General features: G+C 39.7%; 16 protein-coding genes. 4 read left to right on the forward strand and 12 right to left on the reverse strand.

Annotated features, from left to right (window positions below; all coding sequences use genetic code 11):
* Window positions 1-7: 7 nt before the first annotated feature.
* The 3 genes from I6E70_RS02195 to polA form a co-directional block, all read right to left on the reverse strand.
* Window positions 8-526 carry a DUF1285 domain-containing protein gene (locus tag I6E70_RS02195; RefSeq protein ID WP_010553821.1) on the reverse strand — a complete coding sequence of 173 codons (519 nt, stop codon included), beginning with the start codon at window positions 524-526 and terminating at the stop codon, window positions 8-10.
* Window positions 523-1110, reverse strand: coding sequence for a YceI family protein (locus I6E70_RS02200; RefSeq protein WP_007582084.1), 588 nt, complete (start codon window positions 1108-1110; stop codon window positions 523-525). The genes I6E70_RS02195 and I6E70_RS02200 overlap by 4 nt, the downstream gene beginning before the upstream one ends.
* Before the next feature lie 490 nt (window positions 1111-1600).
* A complete protein-coding gene (polA, locus tag I6E70_RS02205) occupies window positions 1601-4336 on the reverse strand; it encodes a DNA polymerase I (RefSeq protein WP_197187938.1) in 2736 nt (911 codons plus the stop codon).
* Between the two features lie 524 nt (window positions 4337-4860).
* On the opposite strand from polA, the gene elbB reads away from it, so the two are divergent.
* From elbB to I6E70_RS02220, 3 genes are all read left to right on the forward strand, one after another.
* Window positions 4861-5508, forward strand: a complete 648-nt coding sequence (elbB, locus tag I6E70_RS02210; RefSeq protein ID WP_165721243.1) for an isoprenoid biosynthesis glyoxalase ElbB — start codon at window positions 4861-4863, stop codon at window positions 5506-5508.
* Between the two features lie 226 nt (window positions 5509-5734).
* Window positions 5735-6130, forward strand: a complete 396-nt coding sequence (locus I6E70_RS02215; protein ID WP_007582093.1) for a c-type cytochrome — start codon at window positions 5735-5737, stop codon at window positions 6128-6130.
* Between the two features lie 164 nt (window positions 6131-6294).
* Window positions 6295-8859 carry a sensor domain-containing diguanylate cyclase gene (locus I6E70_RS02220; RefSeq protein WP_197187939.1) on the forward strand — a complete coding sequence of 855 codons (2565 nt, stop codon included), beginning with the start codon at window positions 6295-6297 and terminating at the stop codon, window positions 8857-8859.
* A gap of 15 nt (window positions 8860-8874) precedes the next feature.
* Here I6E70_RS02220 and rep read toward each other — a convergent pair whose 3' ends face one another.
* Window positions 8875-10893: a DNA helicase Rep gene (gene rep / locus I6E70_RS02225; protein ID WP_024605304.1), complete on the reverse strand. Its 2019-nt coding sequence runs from the start codon at window positions 10891-10893 to the stop codon at window positions 8875-8877.
* Window positions 10894-11055: 162 nt separating this feature from the next.
* Between rep and ubiK the strand changes: the two genes are divergently transcribed.
* Window positions 11056-11319, forward strand: coding sequence for a ubiquinone biosynthesis accessory factor UbiK (gene ubiK / locus I6E70_RS02230; protein WP_121954625.1), 264 nt, complete (start codon window positions 11056-11058; stop codon window positions 11317-11319).
* 217 nt (window positions 11320-11536) lie between these two features.
* On the opposite strand, the gene I6E70_RS02235 is transcribed toward ubiK, so the two are convergent.
* From I6E70_RS02235 to ilvG, 8 genes are all read right to left on the reverse strand, one after another.
* Window positions 11537-12181: an NAD(P)H-binding protein gene (locus I6E70_RS02235; protein WP_197187940.1), complete on the reverse strand. Its 645-nt coding sequence runs from the start codon at window positions 12179-12181 to the stop codon at window positions 11537-11539.
* A gap of 4 nt (window positions 12182-12185) precedes the next feature.
* Window positions 12186-12848 carry a carbonate dehydratase gene (can, locus tag I6E70_RS02240; protein WP_007582103.1) on the reverse strand — a complete coding sequence of 221 codons (663 nt, stop codon included), beginning with the start codon at window positions 12846-12848 and terminating at the stop codon, window positions 12186-12188.
* Between the two features lie 30 nt (window positions 12849-12878).
* On the reverse strand, window positions 12879-14054 hold the full coding sequence (locus tag I6E70_RS02245) for a methyltransferase (RefSeq protein WP_197187941.1): 1176 nt from the start codon (window positions 14052-14054) through the stop codon (window positions 12879-12881).
* 61 nt (window positions 14055-14115) lie between these two features.
* On the reverse strand, window positions 14116-15150 hold the full coding sequence (locus I6E70_RS02250) for an ABC transporter substrate-binding protein (protein WP_024594413.1): 1035 nt from the start codon (window positions 15148-15150) through the stop codon (window positions 14116-14118).
* A gap of 97 nt (window positions 15151-15247) precedes the next feature.
* Window positions 15248-16801 (reverse strand): threonine ammonia-lyase, biosynthetic, encoded by a 1554-nt coding sequence (gene ilvA / locus I6E70_RS02255; protein WP_197187942.1) that lies wholly within the window; start codon window positions 16799-16801, stop codon window positions 15248-15250.
* Between the two features lie 2 nt (window positions 16802-16803).
* Window positions 16804-18660, reverse strand: a complete 1857-nt coding sequence (gene ilvD / locus I6E70_RS02260; RefSeq protein ID WP_010553830.1) for a dihydroxy-acid dehydratase — start codon at window positions 18658-18660, stop codon at window positions 16804-16806.
* Window positions 18661-18763: 103 nt separating this feature from the next.
* Entirely contained in the window at window positions 18764-19009 is a 246-nt protein-coding gene (ilvM, locus tag I6E70_RS02265; RefSeq protein ID WP_010553831.1) for an acetolactate synthase 2 small subunit, read from the reverse strand.
* Window positions 19006-20655, reverse strand: a complete 1650-nt coding sequence (gene ilvG, locus I6E70_RS02270) for an acetolactate synthase 2 catalytic subunit (RefSeq protein WP_197187943.1) — start codon at window positions 20653-20655, stop codon at window positions 19006-19008. Before ilvG ends, ilvM begins: the two co-directional genes overlap by 4 nt.
* Window positions 20656-21119: the final 464 nt, after the last annotated feature.

Consider the following 21119-nt stretch of genomic DNA (forward strand, 5'->3'; position numbering starts at 1 on the left):
GCTGGCGTTACGATAAATAAAACTGCTTTCCTGCAGATTTAATAAAATAGCCGAGTTTATCAGACTCGGCTTTTTCAGCCCACTGATAATATACGCTTCGCGCAACACGCGCACTACAGCCATAAGGTAGCTTTAGATAAGGTACTTTTGACCCTTTATAGTCTTTTATAACTAAAGGCTGCTGAGCGCTCACCAACCACTGCCTAGCTAAATTATCAATACAACACAACACCTGCCCTTGCACTGTATTTTCAAAACGCCAATCAACAATAATAAACGGCGCATCATCAACCGTTATTGTTATTTTTTCGACAGGTGTTTTTAAATAAAATTGCTCACCTTCTTTACATAGAACAGAAGCAAACAGCTTCACCATGGCTGGGCGTGTTATTTCGCTGCCATCGTAAAACCATTTCCCCTCATGATTAATGACAATTGGTAGTTCACCACAATGATTAGGCTGCCAACTATCAAAAGGTTTGCTTGGCTCGCTTAATTGCTTGCTAAGCTCACTTAAAGAAATCACTGTTTTTTAAGTGTAATTGCAAATGTAACAGGCACTGCTGTTGCAATTGAAGGTAAGCCCGCTAGCTCTTGCAGCTTTTTAACGCCTTCAGTTACACCAAAATCATCACTATTAATAATAATAGGTGTTAATGATGATACCGTTAAATCACCACTTTGCGTGCTGTTAACGAGTACATCAATTGCCAATGGCTTTTTATTACCGTGAAAATCAAGCTCAGCTTTAATACCCTTCAATACATATTGACCAGGCTTTTTAATATTGCTCAGTTCTTTAGTTAAATTTGCAGTTAAAACAGCATTGGGGAATTTAGCGGCTTCGAATAAAAATGTCGTTAAACGCTCATTACGAATAGGAATTAGAGTTTCGGCTGATGTTAAATCAACATTAACGCTAAACTCGCCTTTATCAGAAAGCATACCTTCAAGGTTAGTAAAATGGTGAGCTTCAGCAATCGAATCTTTTTTAATTGAAACAAAGCTTAGTTGGCTTTTATCATTCACTAGCTGCCAATTGGCCTGAGCAACATTAGAAATAACTAAACTTGATAAAGAAAAACCTGCAATAGCTAATGCTTTAAACATAACGCACTCCTTAGTAATAAAATGAAAAGAATAAAAATAATATCACTTCGATGGTATCACCTGCGATGTACCCAAACCACCTCGAAATGACGAATGAATAATACAATTGGTATAGCGCAATAAAGAATTAATTAGATAGGATTTTCAGGCGTAAAACAAAAAACGGCCCACCAAACAAGTTGGTAGGCCGGTATAGCAAACTGGGGAGAAGCTATCAATTTGTTGCACCCTTTCAGATGCATCATCAACAGGATGTCCTACAGGATAGGACAGGCGGGACTTTAACAAAAGCACGCATTAAAATACAATCATATTCCTGTAAAACAGCTCGAATTGACGAACATATAACTATTTAATACAAATAGTTGCTTAAATTAACCTTATTTTAACTAAAGCTTGCATATACCTGATTGAATCACTGTTATTCGCCATTTTTATTAAACATAAAAAAAGCGCCAAAAGGCGCTTTAATTAAAATGCTCAAATTACATTAATGGGCTTGTTCCCAGTTGTCACCTTCATCAGCTTCAACTATAAGTGGTACATCTAGCGCAGCAGCTTGCGACATCAGTTCACAGATGTGTTTTGTGTATTGTGGTGCGCAGTCTGTTTTGATTTCAAATACTAATTCATCGTGCACTTGCATAAGCAGCTTAATTGTATTTGGCGCTTGTTCGTGTACCCAGCGGTTAACGCTCAGCATTGCCTTTTTAATAATATCGGCGGCAGTACCTTGCATTGGTGCGTTTATAGCAGCACGTTCGGCTCCTTTTCTGCGCGCCCCATTACGTGCGTTTATTTCTGGTAAATGTAGGCGACGACCAAATATTGTTTCAACGTAGCCATTTTCAGCTGCTTTTTCGCGTGTTGTTTCCATGTACTCTAATACACCGGGAAAACGCTCAAAGTATTTATCTATGTAATGCTGCGCTTCGTGGCGTGGCACATCTAGCTGACGTGCTAAACCAAATGCCGACATACCGTAAATTAAGCCAAAGTTTACTGCTTTCGCCTTACGGCGCATATCGGTAGTTACATCATCAAGCTCTACACCAAATACTTCAGCGGCAGTTGCACTATGTACATCTAAGCCGTTAGCAAATGCATTTAATAGACCTTTATCTTGTGAAAGATGCGCCATAATACGCAGCTCAATTTGACTGTAATCGGCAGCAACAATTTTATAACCATCTGCGGCTATAAACGCTTCACGAATACGACGTCCTTCTTCTGAACGAATAGGAATATTTTGTAAATTAGGATCAGTTGAACTCAAGCGCCCCGTAGCCGTAATTGCCTGATGATAAGACGTATGTACACGCTGGGTTTTCTCATTCACCATTAATGGTAATTTATCGGTATACGTTGATTTAAGCTTTGATAAACCACGATGCTCTATAATTACTTTAGGTAGCGGATAATCATGAGCAAGTTCTTGCAGTACTTCTTCTGCGGTAGAAGGTGCACCTTTAGGCGTTTTTTTAATAATAGGCAGCCCAAGCTTTTCAAACAACAGTACTTGTAGCTGTTTTGGAGAACTTAAGTTAAATGGTTCGCCTGCTATTTCAAACGCTTCTTTTTCAAGCTCAATTAAACGCTCGCCTAAACGTTGGCTGTGCGCTGCAAGCATATTGCTATCTATCGCAACACCGGTGCGTTCAATATCAGAAATCACACTAATAAGTGGCATTTCTATATCTTCAAATACCGATTTTAGCTTTTCATCAGCTGCTATTTTTGGCCAAAGCACTTCGTGTAAACGCAAAGTAATATCGGCATCTTCAGCGGCGTAAGGCGCTGCTTTTTCAAGTTCAATTTGGTTAAAGGTAAGTTGCTTTTTACCTTTGCCAGCAATATCTTCAAAGCTAATATTTTTATGACCTAGGTATTTAAGTGCTAGCGAGTCCATATCGTGACGCGTGCCTACACTATTAAATACATACGACTCAAGCATAGTGTCAAACTTAATACCATTTAGCGCAAAACCTGCATTCGCTAATACGCTTTTGTCATATTTAAGATTTTGCCCTACTTTAGCTTTGTTTTCATCTGCCAAAATGGGACCTAGCTTTTGCATTACAAATTCAAGGCTTAATTGCTCAGGCGCACCTGGGTAGTCATGCGCTACCGGTAAATACACAGCTTCACCCGATTTTACGGCAAAGCTCATACCCACCAATTGCGCTTTCATGTAATCAAGACTGGTTGTTTCAGTATCAAATGCAAATAACTCAGCACTATTTAATTGCTCTATTAGCGTATCAAATTGCACTTGCGTTAAAATAGTTTCGTAATGAGCATCTTCTACTTTTGGTAATTCAGTGGCTTCGGTAGGTACAGCTAAATGTGTTTCAGCATCTTTAGGATTATCAAGTAATTCAGCTAACCAACGACGGAATTCGCACTCACCATATAATGCAATTAATTCGTCTTTGTTAGGCTCTTGAAGTTTGAATGTATCAAGATCAGATTCAACTTCAACATCACACTTAATTGTCGCAAGTTCGTAGCTTAAAGGCAGATGATCAAGAGCAATTGCTAACTTTTCACCTATTTTACCTTTAATCTCACTGGCGTGATCCATTACACCTTGAAGAGAACCATATTTTTCTAACCATTTAACTGCAGTTTTAGGACCACAACCTTCAACACCCGGAATATTATCGACCTTATCACCCATTAATGCTAAGTAATCAATAATAAGTTCAGGGCCTACACCAAACTTTTCAACCACGGTAACGGGATCTGAAATACTGTCAGTCATCGTGTTTATTAGCGTAACGTGTTCATTAACAAGCTGTGCCATGTCTTTATCGCCAGTAGAGACGAGTACATGTCGTTTTTGCTCTGACGCTATACGTGCAAATGTACCAATAACATCATCAGCTTCAACGCCTTCAATACTAATTAGCGGAAAGCCCATCGCTTTAATAATACTGTGTATTGGTGCTATTTGAGTGCGTAAGTCATCCGGCATAGGCGGACGATTTGCCTTATACTCGCTATACATATCGTTACGGAACGTTTTACCTTTAGCATCAAATATAACCACCATATGTGAGGGATCGTATTGTCTGATCAAGCTTTTAAGCATGTTGATCACGCCATAAATAGCGCCCGTAGCTTCACCTTTAGAATTAGTTAAATGCGGCGGAGAATGATAAGCACGAAATAAATATGACGAGCCATCAACTAAAATAAGTGGGTTTTCGGGGATCTGAGCCATGGTGAATTTGGATCCTAAATGCAAAAAATTAAGGTAATTATAAGCATGCCATAAGGTAGTAAATAAAACGACAGTGAATTACTGCTTATCGTGTTATTAAAACTATAGCAAGCTGTGGATAAGTGTGTAGATAACAGCCACGAGCTATTCTTCCAAAGCATTATAAAATGCCTAGAAAATACTTTAACTGTATGTTTTAATTTAAAAAAGATAATACGAGGTTCTTTTTTTATTATTTTAAACCAATGTGGAAAAAGGTTTTCTAACGACTGCTTGTGTTGTTATTCACTTTGATTATTCGCGTCCATTTAAATAACCGGAGGAGTATTCTAGCACAATGGATCGAAGATCATAGCGATCCTTTATAATTTTTTTAAAGGCAAAGTGATCGCAAATGGCATAAACCGCAATACAACTTGCATAGAGAATGATTTTTGTACTAAAAATTTATTTTCGCGAGAAATTTTGAGCATGTTAGACTTCATCCGATCGACTTATAAAAAAGACTTTAGGGGCACAAAAGCATGAAAAACGTAGCGGTAATATTAGCAGGGTCTGGTGTGTACGATGGTAGTGAAATTAATGAAGCAATTTTAACTTTATTACATATAGCCAAAAATGGCGCAACGTATCAGTGTTTTGCACCGGATATTGAACAACTTCATACCATTAACCATTTAACGGGCGAAGTAATGCCTGATAAGCGTAATGTATTAACAGAAGCGGCTCGTATTGCACGGGGTGACATTAAATCGCTGCTTGAACTAGACGCAACTCAGTTTGACGCATTAATTGTACCTGGCGGTTTTGGCGCTGCAAAAAACTTATGTGACTTTGCAATTAAAGGCGCAAAAGCAAATATTAATGAAGACGTACTTAATGCTTGTAAATCATTTGCAAAAGAAAATAAGCCTGCTGGTTATATGTGTATTGCACCCGCTTTGATCCCATTTATTTACGATAACGCTGTACTTACGATTGGTAACGATGCAGAGACAGCACAAGCGCTAAGCACATTAGGCGCTAAACATATAAATTGTGCAGTAGATGATGTTGTTATTGATCAGCCAAATAAGCTAGTTACAACCCCAGCTTATATGCTTGCGCAATCAATTATTGAAGCCGATGCAGGGATCGAAAAACTAGTTAGTAGCGTATTATCAATAAATTGATCTTAGGATCTAAAAGTTAATTGTATGACTGTTTGCGCTTATTAAATTGCTTAACAAAAAACAGTAAATAATTAAATTTTATTGCGTTAACGCAAAAAGTAGTCAGTTTTATTAATAAAAACGCCTCTTAGCATTTTATAAATTGGCTCAGAGAGTTATAATCGGTTTAATTTCCGTCATCTTTAATCGTGATTGATCACGTTCAAATCGAAGTGAGCAAGGCAAAATGAAAAAATTAACAGCTGCAGCATTATTAATGCTAGCAACCACTGCATACGCACAGCCATATGATAACTCTATGACTGAAGATGCAATTAAAGCACGTCTCGCGCCGGTTGGTGCTGTATACCTTGAAGGCGATAAAGCTGCTGTAGCAGCGGCGCCTACAGGTCCTCGTTCTGGTGAGCAAGTGTATCAAGGTGCATGTTTTGCATGTCACGGTACTGGTGCACTAGGCGCGCCTAAATCGCCTGACGATTGGGCTCCACGTATAGCTAAAGGTAAAGACACTTTACTTGAGCATGCACTAAATGGCTTTAATGCGATGCCTCCAAAAGGCACCTGTATGGATTGTTCTGATGATGAGATAAGCGCTGCCATCGACTTCATGACATCTAAGTAAATACAGCTGAAATACACAAAAAAGGTTTACTTCGGTAAGCCTTTTTTAATACCTAAAATAGTGTTTCTAGCCAGTATGATAGTACGAATATCAACTTGACGATAAGCGCTAAAAGTGAAAGTATAAGGCTAATAACTATACAATAAAAATAGCCGGTTAGATCATTGGAAGATAAACTCTCAGTATCGAGTAAATTGGCGTATCAAAATAAACGTCTAAAAACATTACTCAATAAATACAAACAATCACATCACTTACAAAATGCGCTGATACAATTATCAGAGCAAGCAAGTACTGTTGCCGAGCTAACCCTACTTTATCCCGCTATCCACGACATTTTACAAAAATATGTGCCGAGTAAAAGTTTTTATGTGGTGCTATTAAATCAATACAGTCAATCGTTAGAACTTTCTTACTTTTCAGATGAAAAAGATGGTATTGCCGTCGCCCTTAACCAATCAAATAGCTTTGATGAAGGCGCCACTGGTTATGTATTTAAACAGGGTAAAACCACATGTTTTACCAAGCAGCAAATGCAAAATGCCGCAGCAGAAGGCTTATTTAAAGCATTAGGCACTCCAGCAGAGCATTGGATAGGTGTTCCAGTTTACCAAGAACACAATATTATCGGTGTTTTAGCAGCGCAAAGTTACGATACAAAACAGGGCTATAGCTCACAACAAATACAATTACTTGAGTTTATGTCGCTTTATTTAGCAACTGCAATAGAGCGTGTAAAAAAACGAGAGCTCCTTGAGTCAGAAGTTAAAATTCGTACCCGAGCACTCACTCAAAGTAACGACGCGTTAAACCTTGAAATAGAACAACGCAAACGCGCACTTCAACGCCAACAAATTCTGTTTAAAATATCTGAAATAGCAACGCAAGCTAAAAACCTTGATGATGCTTACTTTAAGATACATGAAATAATAAAAACAATTACCTACGCAGAAAACTTATATATTGCACTTTACGATAAAGAGTCTGGCTGGATAAGCTTCCCTTATTGTGTAGATGAATTTAAAGAAAACACACAACCAAGACGCTTTGCTAAAGGTTATAGTGAACTGGTAATAAGCACTGAAGAAACGCAACTTATACACCCGTGTAGAGCAAAAGAATTAATAGAAAGCGGTGTAGTACAAAGAGCTAAGCCTGTACAAAAAGAGCAAATGGCCACTAGTTGGTTAGGCGCTCCACTTAAAACAGCTCAAGGTGTTATCGGCCTTATTGTTTGCCAAGCTTACGATAACAAACATATTTTCAGCCGGGATGATTGCGAGTTAATTACCTTTGTATCTCATCAAATTGCAGCGGTTTTACAAACAAAGCTCACCAATCAAGCGATTGCAAAAAGCCATCAAGAACTCGAATTTAGAGTAAACGAAAAAACCAAAGAACTGCGTCAAACAAATCTGCACTTACAAATGCAAATAGATGAGCGTAAAAAAATAGAGCAGCAGCTTTATCACGACGCACATCACGACTCTCTTACTAGCTTACCTAATCGCAGCCTCTTTTTAACTCAGCTTGAAAAAACACTACAACATTATCAGCGCTTTCCTGAACATAATTTTGCTGTTTTATTTATTGATTTAGATAAGTTTAAAGACATTAACGACCAGCTTGGTCACCATGCTGGCGATCAGTTTTTAATTAACGTTAGTGAGTTATTTGCCCAGTGTATACGCGAACATGATTTACTAGCACGCTTAGGTGGCGATGAGTTTGTTATTTTATTAACGCACTTAACTGAGCCTCAACAAGCAGAAGATGTTGCTAATCGTATTATCGATTTAATGAAAAAGCCTTTTTTCCTTAAAGGCGAATCACTTCAAAGTGGTGCTAGTATAGGAATAACCTACTCAAAGAAAAGCTATACGCATACGGATGAAATTATTCGTGATGCCGATGCTGCAATGTATCACGCTAAAAACTCCGGAAAAAATCGCTACGAGCTATTTCATCCGCTATTAACGCAATCAATACCTGCGCAGGCACTAAAAGCACAGCATCACCTTGATATATTACCTATGAGTTTTAGAAGCTCAGAAATAATTACTCTTGATGAGCAACATCAGTCTGAATCTTTATTTGAAGCATTTGGTGAACACCCAATACTTGGCTTTACTAGCTTTGATATTTTGAAAAAGTTTGCATCAGATAAAGAACAGCACCTCGAGATAGAGTTACAGTTATTACAACGCGCTTATGCACAAGCAATTACCGCAAATGTAACTATGGCGCTGGTTCCTTGCTCTGGTTTACTACTCGAGGAGCACGAATTTGTTTTATTTACAGATACGCTAAATAAACAACAAGGACATAGCCAGCTCTGTTTGCTATTTGATGAGCAAGAAATTCGTCACGCAAGCGCAACACAAATAGAAAACCTCAAAAAGCTATCACAACTTGGTTATTCAATTGGTTTAAACAATTTCGCTAAAGACAGGTGCGAACTTAATTTACTAACCGATATTAATTTTGACTATCTGCTACTTAGCTCGACCTTTAGTAAACGTGTTTTACAACAAGAAAGTTACGATTTTCAGCTACAAGGGGTGCTAGCAATTACGAAGCTCAAAGCAATGAAAGTCATTGCTAAAGGCCCATCAATACTTAATTTTAGAGCTTTACTAGACAAGCACGGTTTGGCATTTTTTGTGGGAAAACAACACGCTCTAGTGTGTTCTGAGTTACCTGAAATACAAGCAACCCAGTCTTTATAAAATTAGCCTGAGGTATTACTCAGGCTTTTTAAACATGGCGCGAAGGTTAGCGACTCTTGCTTGGCCTTTTTCCATTCGCTCTGCTTGCGTATTTGGCGCCTTTTTATTTTCAAACGCGAGATCGTCCTGCGGTAACTCTTGTACAAATCGGCTTAACTCAGTTTGTGAGGTTTCACCAAATTGACGACGTATTTTTGCATAAGTAAGTGTTAACTCCTGCTGTGCACGAGTAATACCAACATAAGCTAAGCGGCGTTCTTCATCTACGTTATCTTCATCAATACTTACCTGATGCGGAAGTAAACCCTCTTCCATACCCACCATAAATACGTACGGGTACTCTAAGCCCTTTGATGCATGTAGTGTTGATAAGTGCACTGCATCGGTTTCATCTTCTTCTTCGTTACGCTCAAGCATATCGCGAAGGGTTAGCTTGCTAACAACCTCGGCTAATGTCATTGGTTCGTTGTCGGCATCACCGGTCAACATATCGGTGATCCAACGATACAACTCAGATACGTTTTTCATACGCATTTCAGCCGCTTTAGCACTCGGTGACGACTCGTACAAATATGCCTCGTAATTAATATTACGCACTAAGTCTTTAACAGCTTCGAGCGTATCACCGCGTACTGCGTTATCAGATAGTTCAACAACCCAGCGTGCAAATCCAGCAAGCGCATTAAAACCACGCCCTTTTAGTCTGTAGCCTAAATCGTTATCAAAACAGGTAGCAAATAAGCTCGCGTGTTTTTCGTTAGCAAGCGTACCAAGCTTTTCAAGTGTAACCGTGCCTATTTCGCGTCGCGGTGTATTTACGATACGTAAAAATGCATTGTCATCATCTTGATTAACTAGCAAACGTAAATACGCCATAATATCTTTAATTTCTGAACGAGCGAAAAACGACATACCGCCACTAATTTTATAAGGGATACGGTTACTCATTAATGATTTTTCAAAGCCACGTGCTTGATGATTACCACGATATAAAATCGCGTAATCTTTATAGCTGGTTCGCTTCATAAACTTATGTGAAATTATTTCAGCAACCACACGCTCAGATTCATGCTCTTCATCGCGGCACCCTATTACTTTAATCGGCTCACCATAACCTAGTTCACTAAATAACTTTTTCTCTATGTCATGTGGGTTATTCGCAATTAAAATGTTAGCCGCTTTTAGTATTCGCCCTGCACTTCGATAGTTTTGCTCAAGCTTTATAAGTCTAAGCCCTGGGTAGTCTTTACCTAATAACACTAAGTTTTGCGGGCGAGCACCACGCCATGAGTAAATTGATTGATCGTCATCACCTACCACAGTAAAACGGGCACGCTCGCCTACTAGCAATTTAACAAGTTGATATTGGCTTGTATTGGTATCTTGATACTCATCCACCAGCAAGTATTTAAAGCGTTGCTGCCAGCGCTCACGAGATGTGGCGTTATTAGTAAGTAACAAAGTAGGGATCATAATTAAATCATCAAAATCCAGTGCGTTATAAGCACGTAGCTGATTTTGATAGCGAGCATACAGCTGTGCAAACAATGCCTTTTGCGCATCACGCGCTTCGCGTATTGCTTGCTCTGGCAGTACTAATTCGTTTTTCCAACTACCAATTTCCATTTTAAGTAGTTTGAGTAAGTCCTTGTCTTTTTTTAGCTCATCTTCGGTGAGTTCACTAAGAAGCTGATTGGTATCTTGATCATCAAATAACGAAAAGCCAGGTTTAAACCCTAATGTGCTTAACTCTTTTTTAATTATTTCTAAACCGAGTGTATGAAACGTTGATACCCATAAACCTTTAGCGTCTTGCTTTCCGAGCGTTTGCAGTACTCGTTCACGCATTTCTTTGGCTGCTTTATTGGTAAAAGTAACAGCGGCTATATTTCGCGCTTTGTACTCACATTTTTTCACTAAATAAGCGATTTTATTCGTAATAACACGGGTTTTACCAGAGCCTGCGCCTGCGAGTACTAAGCATGGACCACTAATATATTTTACGGCTTCATCTTGTTTAGGATTGAGTTTCATAACGACCAAAGAAATTTAAAAGACGCGCAATTTTAACGTAACCATTACTGCGAGCATAGCAATTGCCTTAATTAATTAAGGTAAAGATGATCATGTGTTAAATACCGTGGGTATAAGGTAATATTAGTTATTATTATTTTAGGCCGCATCAAAGGGACAAATATGATCAACCCAGCAAAACTTGAAGAAATTGCTAAGCAAATTACTAGCAATATGCCACAAGGTGTAAAAAACCTAGCAGAGACACTCGAAGGTAAAACAAAGCAAGTTTTACAAAACAAGCTTGCTGAGATGGATTTTGTGAGCCGTGAAGAATTTGATGTGCAAAGCCAAGTACTTATTCGTACTCGCGAAAAACTAACCGAACTTGAAGCTAAAGTTGCATTGCTTGAGCAACAACTTAGCGCTAAAACTGACGCTGAATAATTATACCAATTGCATTAAATTAGTGTTCTATTATAGCGATAAGAAAATAGCTCAATAACAAGGCTAAAATTATGGTACATAGTTGTTCTATATAAATAATTTTTAACGTAGTTAGTGAGTTATTTAATACGCTAGAATGATCATTTTTTTAATAAAATTGGTATTAATTTAGTGTACAAAAAAGGCAGCTTAGGCTGCCTTTTGCGTTTTACTAAGTTTATTCAAATAGCTCATCTAGCACATAATAAAATAACTTAGCCTGCTGCGCTAAACTCACACTCAGCATTTTTTGCGCAACTTGCTCACCTGTTATTGGTTTGTAACGCTTTAAAAACGGAAGTCGTGTAATAACAGGAAAAATAATACTGCCTATCTTTTCTGCCACTCTAAATTGCTCACGATCACCTAATAATAAAGATGGTTGTAAAATACTTATTTTATCAAAAGGGAGTGCTTTAATATGTTGCTCAAGCTCACCCTTCATTTTCAAATAAGCACTATTACTGTGCGTGTTCGCCCCGCTTGATGACACTAAGCAGTAATGCGTAACACCATTACATGCCGCTAACTGCGCCGCTATAAACTGATAATCAAAATCTACTTTACGCTGAGCTTGTGTAGAGCCCGCCTGTTTACGGGTTGTGCCCAAACACGAAAACAATACGTCACCTTTAAAAAGCTCAACGTATTGAGTTAATTTTTCAAAATCAATAACGTGATTAACTAGCTTTGCGTGTGTAATAGGCAAAGCCCGACGACTTAACGTAACCACTTTGGTATAACGATCACTCTTAAGTAGCTTATGTAGCAACTCATTACCGACCAAACCTGTAGCACCTATTAATACCGCCGTTTTAGTCATAAATTTATTTATTTTCGCCCACTTTATTAAGTACGTGCTGCACTGCTTTTTTGTAGCTTTGCGTTTCTTCACTCGCGCACGTTACTACAGATTCTAAATCATGAAGATGGCCGTTTTCTAAACCATAAACCCAACCATGAACGCTTAGCTCTTGGCCGCGCTCCCACGCATCTTGCACAATGTTAGTACGGCATACATTACGCACTTGCTCAATTACATTTAGCTCAATAAGGCGGCTTAAACGTTCGCTTTCTGGCATTGCATCAAGTTGTTCAAGATGCTTTTCTTTTACATCCCCTACATGGCGTAGCCAATTATCAATAAAGCCAAATTTTGCATTGTTTAAAACGGCTTGTACGCCACCACAGCCATAATGACCTACTACCATGATATGTTTTACTTTTAAAACCTCTACAGCGTACTGCATAACCGACAAACAGTTATGGTCAGTGTGTACAACCACGTTTGCAACGTTACGATGCACAAATAATTCGCCTGGTAATAAATCAACTATTTGATTAGCAGGTACACGAGAGTCTGAACAACCAATCCATAAATACTCTGGATTTTGTTGCATAGATAAAATTTTAAAAAACTCAGGATCAGCTTCGCTTGTACGTGCAGCCCAACGTTTATTGTTATCGAATAAATTTTTTAACTTTCTCATTGCATCTCTTATTAAGTCGAGGACGGAAATTTAATGGGTATTAGCAAGAATCAAAATATTACGAGGCGTTAACTGCTTTTCACAAAACGTTTTAACGCTTACTTGATAGCCTTGCTGTTGCAAATATAAAGCACGATCGAGCACAAGCCAAACTTCAATTGCTCTTCTGAACACATGTCGAACCAGTTCAACTCGGTCAGTTATTTTTTTTCGAGCAATACCAGTATCTAAATATTTATTATAATCAGTATCTTGAGGTAGGTTTATTGCCTTTTTATCTGCAGCCCATGCACAAAATGATTTAAACGAATCTGAGAATATAGCTTTGTTAACCGAAGGTACGCTTACATAATATTGCTCGCCAGTAATCGATTTTCTAAGTGCATCAAAACCAAGTCGCCATTCAAGTTCTATTTTACGTACTTTTTCCAGACGAGAAGGCGCTGTAACGGTTTCTTGCAATGCAAGCTTTAAGTCGCGATGCGTTAGGTTAAGCTCACTTTGGTTTGCAACCTCACTCATTACACGGTACTCATTAGCCGTAAATAAATGATAGCAACAAGGTGAAAAGCTAATTTGCTGTACTTTCGCTAAACTTGCTTGGCGCATAAATGCTTGGTGCAAACCACCACATGCGTGTAGCGCTACGGCATGCATATCAGCATTAAAAAATTGAGTGATATCCTCTTTTAATACATCAGCTTGGCTAAAGTGCATTGCCAAGCCTTGTTGCTGTGCACTTTTTTGTCCTTGCTCGCATAAGCTTTGTTGCAGTTCAATACTATGCACATCACTTGCGCCATTAAAAGCAAGCATTCGCCCTAAGTGTCCTTTACCCGCACACCACTCTAAAACTGGTTGCTTAGTATTAGGTAGTGCAGATACAAAATCTTGTAACTGATCAAACTTACGACCTTTAATGCCGTTACTTATCCAAAACGGATAATCAGATCGAGAGTGTGCAGAGCTAGGTAAATCACATAGCTTAGCAAGTTCATCAAGTTGGTTTATGTGTTGGCTAAAAAATTGGTATAGCTGATTTTGATCGTTATCAAGAACGGTTACCTGATCATCAGTTAGTTCGTTAAGTATGCCTTGCAGCTCTGGCCAAGGAATAGTGTCAAAATCAAATGCGGTGCACTGCCAATACTGACGATGGCGCATCAAAAGTGAATCAAGTGCAAAAAATTGCTCGGCTAAAGTCATAACAGCTTAAAAAATAAAAAGACAATTAATTATATCAGCTCAGTGAGCTCTCATTAAGCAGTTATTTTTGGCTAAAAATCAGCCGTAAATACAAAGGTATTGAAATAATACTCACCAAAATAGCTGCTATAAGCATCCATGATAATTGCATCTTTTCTGGCTCTTGGTATTTATAAATAAAGTGAGATTTCACTTCGTCAAATTCGTTTTGCTGTATGCCATATAAGTCAGCAATTAAACGCCACTTTGCTATCGACATATGCCCTAAACTGGTAGTGGGTGGGGTTATATAACTTTTTAGTACTTCAGCCTCAAAGGCGAGCTGATGAAAGCTCTTACTCGGTGCATAGTTTTGCTGGGTGACTGCAATGGCTTCATCCATATTCATCATTGCATAGCGCCAACCTTTTAGGCTCGCTTGGTAGAATTTTTCGACCGTTTGTGGATTTTGCTTAAGCATGTTTTCGCTGGTAAATAAAATGTCGCTATATACATCCATACCATAACGCTGTGGGCAAACAAGCCGATGAGCTACGCCTTGTTGAGTCATATAATAAGGCTCTGTAGTAACATAAACTTGCATAGCATCTAGCTTGTTTTCAATCCAAGCCTGGTTAAAATTTTCGCCATTGTAAACTTTGAGTTTATCTACATCAACGCCACTGCGTTTAAGCATAATAAGTAGCTCGGTGCCGTCATTTTTGCTCACAGCAGTGATACGTTTATTAACAAAGTCACGAGGGTGAAAAATATCAGACGTGTCTTTTACCATCCAGCAATAAGGTGAAAACTGCAATAAGGCTGCCATTGCAACAAAAGGTTGACCATTAATACGTTGCTGTAAAATACCGGAATGCCCTACACCAAATTGTGCTTCGCCACTGGCCACAGGACCAAAGGTATCAGGTTTCATTGGATTAGCTTGTTTAATAGTTACATCAAGGCCCGCTTCATTATAAAAGCCTTTTTGCTTAGCCATATAGTAGCCAGCAAACTGAAACTGATGTGTCCATTTTAGCTGTAATGTGACTGATTCTTGCGCCGCGATATGGCTGCAAAAAAAGCACAATCCAATGATTAATCCTTTAAATAGCAAATAGGTGTCCTCAAAAAGTATGACGATTACCTGTAACTATATGTAAAACGTGTAATAAAGCAAGCACCCTAGTTAGGTGCCTGCCTTTAAAGAAGGGTTATACTGAGACGAGTTTTTCGGCTTTTTCTGCTTGCGGTTTTGATGTTAAAAATTGGGTAAAACACGGATTTTGTGTTTCATCTTGTACACTGTAACCTAAGCGATTCAAATGCTCGTTAAACATCTCATACTGACTCGGCTCAATAGCAAAACCTGCCAGTACATTCCCCATCGAACCACCGTGATTACGATAATGAAATAAGGTAATGTTCCAATTGCTGCCTAAAGTATCTAAAAAGCGTGCAAGCGCACCCGGATACTCAGGAAATTCAAAACGCAATAAACGTTCATGTAATTGCTCTGGTGCTTTTCCGCCAACCATATAACGCACATGTAATTTAGCGAGTTCGTTATCCGACAAATCGCAAAATTGATAATCGTTATTTGTTAAGTCTTGCTTTAACTCATTAAGCTCTTGCTCGCCTTGGCGCAGGGCAATACCCACAAATATTTGTGCTTCACCAGGCCCTGCATAACGGTAGTTAAATTCAGTAATAGCACGGCCACCTAAAGAAGCACAAAACTGTTTAAAACTGCCTTTTTCTTCTTTAATAGTAACGGCTAATAGCGCTTCGTTTTTTTCACCCAGCGCAGTGCGCTCTGCAACATAACGCAGGCGATCAAAGTTTAAATTAGCACCCGAAAGCACAGCCGCTAAATGTAGTCCTTTTAACCCCGACTGCTGACTCCACTTTTTAAGCCCAGCCGTTGCAAGTGCACCTGATGGCTCTGCAATTGCACGCGTAGATACAAAAATATCCTGCATGGCTGCACATATTTCATCGCTAGTAACGGTTACAACTTCATCACAAAACTTTTGCGCTAAACGAAATGTTTCAGTGCCAATAATTTTAACCGCTACGCCATCGGCAAAACTACCAACGCGATCAAGCTCTACTGGCTTACCGGCTTCAAGTGCTGCTTGTAAACATGCACTTTCGTCGGCTTCTACGCCAATTACTTTTATATCTGGACGCAACGATTTAATGTAAACCGCCATACCAGCAAGTAAGCCACCACCGCCAACAGGAATAAACACAACATCAAGCTCGTTTAATTGCTGCATTAACTCGCGTGCTACAGTGCCTTGACCAACAATGACATCCGGATCGTCAAATGGCGGGACAAATATACCGTTACGCTGCTCTGTAAGCTCAAGCGCATATGCTTTTGCTGCATCAAAATGATGGCCATGTAATACAACTTCACCGCCAAGTGCGCGCACTGCGCTGACTTTTATTTCAGGCGTTGTTACTGGCATTACAATAGTTGCTTGATGCCCAAGGTGAGATGCACTCAATGCAACCCCTTGAGCATGATTACCCGCAGAAGCAGTAATAACCACTGAGCCTTTAGGTAATTTATTTAATTTGTTATACGCACCGCGTAACTTAAATGAATACACGGGCTGTTGGTCTTCACGCTTTAACCAAACATGGTTACCTAGCTTTTTACTGAGTTCAGCCATTTCGCTAACCTCAGTAACTTTAGCCAAAGGCTCCATGTTTGCTTGAATAATAGCGCGAAAATAATCGAGCTCTTGAGAGACCATAATTAACTAAGCGCCTCCAATTTAGCTAAGTCGCGCACTGCGCCTTTATCGGCACTTGTTGCAAGTAATGCATAAGCCTTTAAAGCAGACGATACATAACGCTCACGATCAACTGGCTTGTACGCCATTTTTCCGCGTGCTAATTGCTTTTGTTTACGTGCCTCAAGTTCTTCATCGCTTAGCGCTAATGTGATTTCACGTGTTGCGATATCAATAATGATTTTGTCGCCATTTTCAACATAAGCGATTGCACCACCACTCGCCGCCTCTGGCGATACATGGCCAATTGATAAACCCGAAGTACCACCCGAAAAGCGACCATCTGTAATAAGAGCACACTTTTCAGCTAAGCCTTTCGATTTTAAGTAGCTTGTTGGGTATAGCATTTCTTGCATACCTGGGCCGCCTCTAGGGCCTTCATAACGAATAACCACTACATCGCCGGCTTTTACTTCGTTATTTAAAATCCCTTCTACTGAATCATCTTGTGATTCGTATACAATGGCGGTGCCTTCAAAATGTAGCATTTCGTCAACTACGCCAGCACTTTTTACAACACAACCATCAACGGCTAGATTACCCGAAAGCACAGCTAAGCCACCGTCTTGGCGAAAAGCATGTTCAACGCTTCGAATACACCCATTCACGCGGTCATTATCACCTTCATCCCAACGACACTCTTGGCTCATTGCTTTAGTAGTACGAATGCCCGCAGGACCCGCACGATAAAATTTGCGCGCTACTTCGTTAGTTGGGTCAGTTGCATCCCATTTTTTAACAAGCTCAGCCATTGTTGACCCAGCTACATGATTAACCGACATGTCAACTAAGCCCGCTTTACCAAGCTCGCGTACAACAGCCATCATGCCACCTGCACGGTGGACATCTTCAATATGGTACTCTGGTGTTGCTGGTGCAACTTTACATAAAAACGGTGTTTTACGAGAAAGTGCATCAATGTGCGACATATCAAAATCAACGCCGGCCTCTTGCGCTGCAGCAAGCAAATGTAATACGGTATTTGACGAGCCGCCCATTGCAATATCAACAACCATTGCATTCATAAAGGCTGTTTTGTTAGCAATAGCACGTGGCAATACATCTTGATTATCTTTTTGATAATACTCACGACATAAATCAACAATACGAGCCCCTGCTTCAACATACAGTTGTTTACGGTCTTTATGAGTGGCAAGCGTGGTACCGTTACCCGGAAGTGCTAAGCCTATTGCCTCTAACAAACAGTTCATTGAGTTTGCAGTAAACATGCCTGAACACGAACCACATGTAGGACACGCAGAGCGCTCTACTTGCTCTGAATCTGCATCACTTACCGATTCATCTGCGCCTTTAACCATGGCATCAACTAAATCAAGTTTAATGTCTATGTTAGCAAGTTTAGTTTTACCCGCCTCCATTGGACCGCCCGATACAAATATCACCGGGATATTTAAACGTAGCGCTGCAAGCATCATCCCTGGAGTGATTTTGTCGCAGTTTGAAATACAGATCATCGCATCGGCGCAGTGACCATTTACCATGTATTCAACCGAATCAGCAATTAAATCGCGTGAAGGCAGCGAATAAAGCATACCGCCGTGTCCCATCGCAATACCATCATCAATCGCAATGGTATTAAATTCTTTTGGAACGCCACCGGCTTGGGTTATCGTCTCACCCATAAGCTCACTAAGCTGATTAAGGTGTACATGCCCAGGTACAAATTGTGTAAACGAGTTAACTACGGCAATAATCGGTTTACCAAAATCAGAGTCTGTCATACCTGTTGCGCGCCATAATGCTCTTGCGCCTGCACGTTTACGTCCTTCAGTTGTTGTTGCACTTCTTAATTTAGCCATAGTTACCTCAGTTTTTGCCGCAATATAAGCGGGCATTCCTCATTCTAAAATTGGTGAATAACCGAGTGACTCAGTTACTCGTAAATTATTTTGTAATTCGTAATTACACAGCCTGTTGGTGCTGTAAATTTTGTAAAGTGACTTCTTTTACATCCACCAGCTTGTTTAGCTGGCTGGTTAATAGATGAATAGGTTTATCACTATCTACCGTCATGGCTACGTTGTATAAGCCATCATCCATATTGAGCTGAAAATGCGTTAGGTTAAAACCACGATGACGCACCACTCGTAAAAAGCGTTCTACCGCTATACTTTGGCTTTTTAATGCAATAGTTAGGCTGTGTTTCATTTTGCTTTCTCCGTCATCATTTCGTCGTTAGCAGCCCCAGGTGGTACAAGTGGCCAAACATTTTCTTTATCATCAATACAAGCATGTACTATGTACGGGCCTTTGCTGTTAACTAATGCTGTAATAGCATCATCAACTTGGTTAGCATGGGTAATTGTTTGCCCTGGAATACCAAATACAGCAGCTAGTTGCACAAAGTCTGGGTTATCCGAAAGGTTAGTTTCAGAGTAACGTCCTTCAAAAAATAGCTCTTGCCATTGGCGAACCATACCCAAGCGCTGGTTATCTAAAATTAATATTTTTACAGGTAAATTATTACGGCGAATCGTGGCCAATTCTTGAATATTCATCATTATTGAGCCATCGCCCGATACAGTGATAACAAAGTCATCAGGGCGTGCTACTTGTGCGCCAATAGCAGCCGGTAAACCAAAGCCCATTGTGCCTGCGCCACCACTGCTTAAATGATTGCTCGGGTGAGTAAACTTCATGTGTTGTGCTACCCACATTTGATGCTGACCTACATCGCAACACACAACGCCAGTTTTTGGCATGCGTTGGCTCAGTTGGTTTAATAAGTACGGTGCGTAAACCTTCTCACCTGGGTAATCGTAACGCCACGCGTGCTTAATATTCATTTCTTTATTTGTGTCACACCATGCTTTAGGTGTTACATAGCACTCAAGTGCAGGTAACGACGTTTTTAAATCAGCAATTAATGAAGCTTTAGCAGGTTTTCGCTTACCTACTTCAGCGGCATCAATATCTAAATGAATTACTTTAGCTTTAGCTGCAAATTTAGCTAAGTTACCCGTTACGCGGTCATCAAAGCGCGCACCTATACACACAAGTACATCACATTCTTGCACGGCAATATTAGCGGCTTGACCACCATGCATACCTAGCATGCCTAAGTAATGCTCGTAGTCAGGTAACACACTGCCTAATGCTTTTAGTGTTGATACAGCAGGCATCTGGGTTTTATTTAAAAACTGCATTAACTCGTCTTGCGCGTCAGCGGCTTGTACACCACCGCCTACGTACGCTACAGGCTGTTTAGCCTCACTCAACAATTGATTAGCAATAGCAACTTGCTTTAAATCTAACTCTGGTAAGTATTCATCAGCTGCAAGCCAAGGCTTAAAAGGTACTTGCGCCATTTGAATATCTTTTGGGATATCGACAAGTACAGGACCTGGTCGGCCGCTTTGCGCTAAATGAATTGCTTCTTGTAATATCTCTGCTAAGTCTTCCGCTCGTTCTACCATGTAGCTGTGCTTAGTACACGAAAGCGACATACCTAGTACATCTATTTCTTGAAACGCATCTGAACCAATAGCTGCAGTAGGCACTTGGCCGGTGATCGCCAATAATGGTACTGAGTCCATCATCGCATCAGCAAGGGCAGTTATTAAGTTAGTTGCACCTGGGCCCGATGTTGCAAAACACACACCTAATTTACGCGTGCTGCGAGCATAACCAACAGCTGCAAACCCTGCACCTTGCTCATGACGAGTAAGGTAGTGTTTGACTGGCGCGCCATACAGCGCATCGTAAATTGGCATAATAGCTCCGCCTGGGTAGCCAAATACTTCATTTACGCCGTGTTTGGCCAATAAGTCGATTGTTAGTTCTGCGCCTGTCATTAATAAACCCTCATTCCTCAGTGACAACCCAATTACATTTTTACGCTAAAAACTTTGCCCTTAAAACTAAAAAGCCCTCCGAACGGTTAAGTGCGGAGGGCTTTTTTAATGCTTAAGTTTTTAAAGCACTACGAAGCCCTCGCGGGAATAATCACCACGATAATAATCAGGACTAGGTTAAGTGCGTTTGTAAGCATGTAATTAATACCAAATTTTCTTCAATTATCGCGAAGGTTATTCCTTCGCTCTCTTCTTATATTAGTACCGCGCTAGGCCCTTTAAGTCAACACCAAAGTTAATCTAACAAAAAGACTAAAAGGCAATTTATCAGGTTTTAAAATTCATTATACAAGCTGGTAGTGGTTTTTTTATGCTCTAATTTTATTCTCAGAAATTCACTATTCTTATATCCCTTATTTAAGGTTTGATTAATTTTTAAGAATATTTTTATAAATAAAATTATT

This window comes from Pseudoalteromonas sp. NGC95 (genome assembly GCF_015864705.1).
In the GTDB taxonomy this organism is placed as follows: domain Bacteria; phylum Pseudomonadota; class Gammaproteobacteria; order Enterobacterales; family Alteromonadaceae; genus Pseudoalteromonas; species Pseudoalteromonas arctica.